The organism is Salinimicrobium oceani (assembly GCF_012037645.1).
Genome location: NZ_JAAVJR010001330.1, coordinates 1 through 325, shown reverse-complemented (window position 1 = coordinate 325; position 325 = coordinate 1). Strand labels below are relative to the sequence as shown.

The window sequence follows — 325 nt, the reverse complement described above, 5'->3', positions numbered from 1 at the left end:
GTATGAAGCCCCGACATTCAGGTTGTCACTTTGCTCCGGACCGAGATCGGGATTTAGAGTAAAGAACAAGCCGTCGCCAAACATCTCATCGGCTGTGGGCATACGATAGGTATGTTCATAGGACACCTTGAGCTGAAGCTGTGGCAGTAAAAAATATGCCGTAGCAACACCATACCCAAAGCTGTTTTGGGACGCGCTAAAATCGTCTGTACGTTGAGTGGGAAGTCCAAAGTCATACTGCTTGCTCCCTTCCGCAGTTATATGATAATATTTTCCGAAGAGCGTGGAGCTCCAGCGATCATCGGGATCAAATTTGTACGCCAAA

1 protein-coding gene is annotated in these 325 nt (G+C 47.7%); it reads right to left on the bottom strand.

Features of this window, described 5'->3' with window-relative positions:
• A partial coding sequence (locus HC175_RS22055) for a TonB-dependent receptor domain-containing protein (protein WP_168140000.1) occupies positions 1 to 325 on the bottom strand: 325 nt, incomplete at both ends.